The following is a 4734-nucleotide window of genomic DNA, read 5'->3' as shown; positions in this document are numbered from 1 at the left end:
ACCCGACCGGCATCACGGCGATCATGTCCGCATCCCGGAGCCCTGCCCGGCCCCGGTCTCACCCGGTTTCGGCCCGAGTGCGGCGGAATGTCCGAGCGCGACCGGTCAGCGGCGCCGGCGGGAGTTGAGCCGGGCGGCCTGGCGGGTCAGATGGTCGCGCTCGGCGAGGTTGGGCGCCTTGTGGGCGGCCTCGGCGTAGAGCCGGGCCGCCGTGGCCAGGTCGCCGTCGCGCTCGTGGAGGTAGGCCGCCACCGCGGTGTGGCGGGGCAGTGCGTCGTCCAGTGTCGCGAGCGCCGCGAGGCCGGCGCGTGGTCCGTCGGCCTCGCCGACGGCGACCGCGCGGTTGAGCCGGACGACCGGGCTGTCGGTCAGGCGCACCAGCTCGTCGTACCACTCGACGATCTGCACCCAGTCGGTTTCCTCGGCGGTGGGCGCGTCGGCGTGTAGTGCCGCGATGGCGGCCTGGGCCTGGAACTCGCCCAGCCGGTCGCGGGCCAGCGCCGCCTGCAGGATCTCGACGCCCTCGGCGATCAGGCGCGTGTTCCACAGCCCGCGGTCCTGCTCGGCGAGCGGCACCAGGCTGCCGTCGGGCGCGGTGCGGGCGGCGCGCCGGGCGTGGTGCAGCAGCATGAGGGCGAGCAGCCCCGCCACCTCGGGGTGGTCGATCGCGGCCGCGAGCTGCCGAGTGAGCCGGATGGCCTCGGCGGCGAGGTCGACGTCGCCGGAGTAGCCCTCGTTGAACACCAGGTAGAGCACGCGCAGCACGGTGGCGACGTCGCCGGGCTGGTCGAACCGCACGCCGGACACGGTGCGCTTGGCCCGGCTGATCCGCTGCGCCATGGTCGCCTCGGGCACCAGGTAGGCCGCCGCGATCTGGCGGGTGGTCAGCCCGCCGACGGCGCGCAGCGTGAGCGCGACCGCGGACGCCGGCGTCAGCGAGGGGTGGGCGCACAGGAAGTAGAGCTGCAGCGTGTCGTCGGTCGCGGCCGCGGGCCCGGGCGCCGGCTGTTCGTCGACGAGGTCCTCCCGCCGGCGGCGGGAGGCGTCGCCCCTGGTCACGTCGAGGAACCGGCGCCAGGCCACGGTGACCAGCCAGCCCTTCGGGTCCCGCGGCGGATCGTCCGGCCAGGTTTCCAGCGCCCGGATCAGGGCCTCCTGCACGGCATCCTCGGCCGACGCGAAGTCCGCTCCGCGCCGGACGAGGATACCGATCACCGCGGGCACGAGCTCCCGCAGCAGCGTCTCGTTCACTCGGTCACCGTGGGCGCCTCGGTGAGGAACGGCCGCACCTCGAGCCACTCGTGGATCGGCTTCCCGCCCGCCCCCGGGGCGGCCGACAGCTCCCCGGCCAGCTCGACGGCCCGCTCGTGGCTGTCCACGTCGATGACCATCCAGCCGGCGATGAGGTCCTTGGTCTCGGCGAACGGGCCGTCGGTGACCGGCGGGCGCCCCTCACCGTCGTACCGGACCCACATCCCCTCGGGGGCCAGCGCCTGACCGTCGACGAACTCGCCGGTCTGCTCGAGCCGGGCCGCGAAGTCGCGCATGTACTGCACGTGCGCCGAGATCTCCTCCGGCGTCCACTGGTCCATCGGCACGTCGTTGACCGAGGCCGGAGCGCCGCGGTAGTGCTTGAGCAGCAGGTACTTCGCCATCGTGGTTCTCCTCGATGCTGGTGTGACCCATTGTGGTCACGTTCACCTCGGGGACGGAGCCGGCCCGCCGGTTCTCGACATCGCCGTCCGAACTTTTCTGACGATCACGTTGATCCGCTAGGTTCGGGCGAAGGAGGGCCATGTACACCATCGACACGTCGATCAAGGTCGGGGCGGCGCCGGCGACGGTGTGGGAGGTCATTGTCCACTTTGCCGCCTATCCCGAGTGGAACCCGTTCATCACCCGGGCGGAGGGGACGCCGGTGGCGGGTGGGGTGCTCACGCTGGAGTTTCATCCGCCGGGTGGCGAGGTCACCACGGCGCGGCCGACGGTGCGGGTCGTGGAGGCTGGGCGGCGGTTGCGGTGGCGGGGCACGCTCGCGCTGCCCTGGCTGTTCGCCGCGGAGCACGAGCTGGCGTTGACGGCCGATGGGGACGGGACGCTGGTCCGGCACCGGGAGGAGTTCACCGGGCTGCTCGTGCCGCTGGTCCGGCGCAGGCTCCGGCAGGCGGAGGCCGGGTTTCACGAGATGAACCGGGCGCTGAAGCAGCGGGCGGAAGGCTACGTCAGCAGGACCGGCAGCGAGTCGACGCCGTAGACGATCGAGGTCGGCCGGAACGGGACGGCCTCGGCGGGGACGGCCAGGCGCATGTTGGGGAAGCGGCGGACCAGGGCGGGGTAGGCGATGCGCAGCTCCATGCGGGCGAGCTCGGCGCCGATGCAGCGGTGGATGCCGTAGCCGAACGCCAGGTGCGAGGTCGGCTCGCGGGTGGCGTCGAAGTGCTCCATGTCGTCGCCGAGCGCCCCGTCGCGGTTGGCTCCGCTCAACGACACGACCACGACGTCGCCCGCGGAGATCGTCACCCCGCCGATCTCCATGTCCTCGGTGGCGAACCGGGGGAAGGCCACCTGCACCACGGTCAGGTACCGCAGCAGCTCCTCGACGAACCGGTTGACGGTGTCCTCCCCGCCGTCGCCCCGGCGCATCCGCTCGGCCGCCTCGGGGTGCCGCAGCAGCACCATCGCGCCGAGCGCCAGCATGCTCGCGGTGGTCTCCAGCCCGCCGGTGAGCAGGCCGTCGGCGATCCCGGCCAGCTCCCGGTCGGTCAGCTCGTGGCCGTGCTCCTTGATCAGCATGCCGAACAGCCCGTCGCCGGGCGACTCGCGCTGGTGCTTGACGATCTCCAGCAGCTGGGTCAGCGACTCGGAGATCGCGCCGAGCGAGGCGTTGGCGCCGCCGAACAGGTCGAACCGGGCCGTGGACAGCCGCTGGAAGTCGGCCCGGTCCTCGTAGGACACACCGAGCAGCTCGCAGATCGTCAGCGACGGGATGGGCAGCGCGAACGACTGCCACAGGTCGACCGGCTCCGGCGCGTCGGCCATGGCGTCGAGCTGGTCGGCGACGATGGCCTCGATCCGCGGGCCGAGCCGGTTCAGCCGCCGCATGGTGAATTCGGGGGTCAGGATGCGGCGCAGCCGGGTGTGCACCGGCGGGTCGGAGAATCCCAGCCCGCCGGGGTTCTCCTCGGCCGACGCGCCGGCGGCTTTCCCGACGAGGTTGGCAAAATCGTTGCTGAAACCGTCGACCTTGCTCAACACGGCCTTGGCTTCCCGGTAACCGGTGACAAGCCAAACCCCCACGCCGAGCGGCAATTTGATCTTACTCACCGGCTCCTGCGCCCGCCTGTGACCCAGCTCACCGACCGGATCCAGACCCACCCGACGCAGCGGAAACAGCGCGTGATCGGGCAACAACGAAATCATGGACAGGTCGAGGCCGTTTTTCTGCTTACGCGCGAGATATCGACCGGCCACCCAGCCGACAATTCGCGAACGAAGAGACCCCACGCCGACCGATACTACCTAGGGGTGATCAGCGCCCCGGCCGCCCCGACACCACCCCAACCGGGAATCCCGCTCCCCACGTTTCCAGTGCCATCATGCGGCTACTCACCGTCACCAGGAGCGCCGCGTGAACATCAACCAGAAGCCACCGTTCCTCCGCCGCCGGGTAGGCAACCGGCTGCGCACCATGCGCGAGGCCGCCGGGCTGAGCCTCGAAGAGGCCGCGCCGCGCCTGGACCTGACCCGCTCCTCGCTGCACCGCGTCGAGACCGGTGCGACCAGGGCGACCGTGCACCTGATCCGCTCGATGATGGACCTGTACGACTGCTACACCCCCGAGCTACTCGATCAAGCACGTGAAGCGCTCAAGCCGACGTGGTATCCCCAGCAACGGAAAGGCAGCCTGGGCTACGTCGGCCTGGAGGACTCAGCGGCGACAGTCCGCGAGTTCTGTGGGCTGAGTCTGCCTGGCCTGCTCCAAACCGAGCCCTACATCCGAGCCCTGTTCGATCGCGACCTGACCCCGCGCACCGCGGAGAGGCTTGAGGAAGACGTGGCCGTGCGCATCTTCCGGCAACGACGGCTCACGGACGAGGAGGAGCCGCTGGAATTCATCGGGATCGTCGACGAAGCTGCGCTGCACCGCGAGCTCGGCGGTGCCGAGGTCATGCGCGACCAGCTCAAGCACATGGTGGCGGCCGCGTCGCTGCCAACCGTGACACTGCAGGTACTCCGGCTATGCGACGGCGCGCACAACGCCATGAACGGCAGCTTCACGTTGCTCGACTTCCCCGACGAGCACGTCCGGTCAATCCTCTTTGTGGACTACATGTGCGGCTCGCTGCACATCGAGGATGCCGATCAGATCCGGGCAGCGAACCGGATATTCGAAGGGCTCCGCGACCAGGCACTCAGCCCGACCGACTCCGTCGACTTCATCGGGCGGGTGTTGACCGAACTCGACAACCGATGACTAGCCGGTTTCCTCAGCACCCTCTGAGGCTGACTGCGGCAAGTCCCGGGGGCCTGGCCCGCTGCCAGTAGTGGGCCCCGCGCGGCGCGGCGCGCATTGTGCGGTGCCGCTTCTCCATGTCAAGGGCGCCTTCGGCGTCGCTTCGCGATCGCGGCCGTATCGGTGTGTCCGCGGCGGCGGGGGCCGCGACCCTTGACATGGAGCCTCCGGCGGCACCTAAGCAGGCCCTCGCGGGCAGGCCGGGCGGCCTGCCCATGCTG

General features: G+C 70.8%; 5 protein-coding genes. 2 read left to right on the top strand and 3 right to left on the bottom strand.

What is annotated here, in order from left to right; translation table 11 throughout:
* Window positions 1-105: 105 nt before the first annotated feature.
* Window positions 106-1251: an RNA polymerase sigma factor gene (locus VGX25_RS34965; RefSeq protein ID WP_326922270.1), complete on the bottom strand. Its 1146-nt coding sequence runs from the start codon at window positions 1249-1251 to the stop codon at window positions 106-108.
* Window positions 1248-1655: a YciI family protein gene (locus VGX25_RS34960; RefSeq protein WP_326922269.1), complete on the bottom strand. Its 408-nt coding sequence runs from the start codon at window positions 1653-1655 to the stop codon at window positions 1248-1250. The genes VGX25_RS34965 and VGX25_RS34960 overlap by 4 nt, the downstream gene beginning before the upstream one ends.
* 140 nt (window positions 1656-1795) lie before the next feature.
* Between VGX25_RS34960 and VGX25_RS34955 the strand changes: the two genes are divergently transcribed.
* Complete coding sequence (locus VGX25_RS34955; RefSeq protein WP_326922268.1) at window positions 1796-2254, top strand: SRPBCC domain-containing protein; 459 nt, start codon at window positions 1796-1798, stop codon at window positions 2252-2254.
* Here the strand turns inward: VGX25_RS34955 and VGX25_RS34950 are convergent.
* Window positions 2218-3420 (bottom strand): cytochrome P450, encoded by a 1203-nt coding sequence (locus tag VGX25_RS34950; protein ID WP_326922271.1) that lies wholly within the window; start codon window positions 3418-3420, stop codon window positions 2218-2220. The genes VGX25_RS34955 and VGX25_RS34950 overlap by 37 nt on opposite strands.
* 208 nt (window positions 3421-3628) lie before the next feature.
* Between VGX25_RS34950 and VGX25_RS34945 the strand changes: the two genes are divergently transcribed.
* A complete protein-coding gene (locus VGX25_RS34945) occupies window positions 3629-4474 on the top strand; it encodes a helix-turn-helix transcriptional regulator (RefSeq protein WP_326922267.1) in 846 nt (281 codons plus the stop codon).
* Window positions 4475-4734 lie beyond the last annotated feature (260 nt).

Source organism: Actinophytocola sp., assembly GCF_035942955.1.
In the GTDB taxonomy this organism is placed as follows: domain Bacteria; phylum Actinomycetota; class Actinomycetes; order Mycobacteriales; family Pseudonocardiaceae; genus DASYTH01.
Note: the sequence above shows the minus strand (reverse complement) of the source record. Positions and strands in the feature narration are given on the sequence as shown.

What these genes read in the sequence shown, in the direction of transcription:
- VGX25_RS34950 (WP_326922271.1), bottom strand. Translation starts at nt 3,420, where the DNA reads ATGATTTCGTTGTTGCCCGATCACGCGCTGTTTCCGCTGCGTCGGGTG.
- VGX25_RS34960 (WP_326922269.1), bottom strand. Translation starts at nt 1,655, where the DNA reads ATGGCGAAGTACCTGCTGCTCAAGCACTACCGCGGCGCTCCGGCCTCG.
- VGX25_RS34955 (WP_326922268.1), top strand. Translation starts at nt 1,796, where the DNA reads ATGTACACCATCGACACGTCGATCAAGGTCGGGGCGGCGCCGGCGACG.